This is a genomic window from Mycobacterium sp., assembly GCF_008709575.1.
In the GTDB taxonomy this organism is placed as follows: domain Bacteria; phylum Actinomycetota; class Actinomycetes; order Mycobacteriales; family Mycobacteriaceae; genus Mycobacterium.
The window spans coordinates 1-634 of sequence record NZ_VYIK01000437.1; the positions used below are offsets into that span (position 1 = coordinate 1).

1 protein-coding gene is annotated in these 634 nt (G+C 67.7%); it reads left to right on the plus strand.

The genetic code is table 11. The features are described from left to right. On the plus strand, nucleotides 1-302 hold a 302-nt coding region (locus tag F6Q13_RS19460; protein ID WP_293059989.1), incomplete at its 5' end, for a hypothetical protein. Nucleotides 303-634 lie beyond the last annotated feature (332 nt).

Consider the following 634-nt stretch of genomic DNA (forward strand, 5'->3'; position numbering starts at 1 on the left):
CCCTCAGTGCATTCCGCCAGCAGTTCTTCCGCGCTGGCCACGCCCACGCCGGCGTATTGCTCGTCCTGTCGCTCGTCTATTTCCTCTACCTCGGAAAGGCCGGCTACTCAGCCGGTTTCCAGTGGCTCGCCGGGTCGCTGCTGCTGGCTGGCGTGCTGGCTCAATCGGGGGGCTTTTTCCTGCATCTGGGAATCGGCCAGGACGGGCGCAGCTCGGCCGGCACCGTGCTGACCCGCAGCGGAGCCCTGTTGATAGCCGCGGCGTTGATCATGCTTGCCGGTGGGCTGATCGTTGCGAGATGACGCGCCGCACCGATCACGAACGTGGTTGCCGCGGGCGCCCCGGCCTCTCGAAGTCCTTCGGGTCCAGCTTCGACGGCTAGCCCCGGGCTAGCTCCGGCCCCGCGAACCCGCCGCCACAATGCTACGCAGCCTGGCGGCCGACCTCGTTGCTGAGATCCGGCAACTGGACCGACGCATCGCCAAAGCCGTCTAGCGTCGGCAGTCCGCTTCCAGCCTGGGCCCCAGCCCGCTCGCAGCGTGGCCGGTTTACGCTACCCCGGAGACCACATCGGCGACCAAGGAGAGACACGTGACGGTCCGGGTAGGCATCAACGGTTTCGGCCGCATCGGAC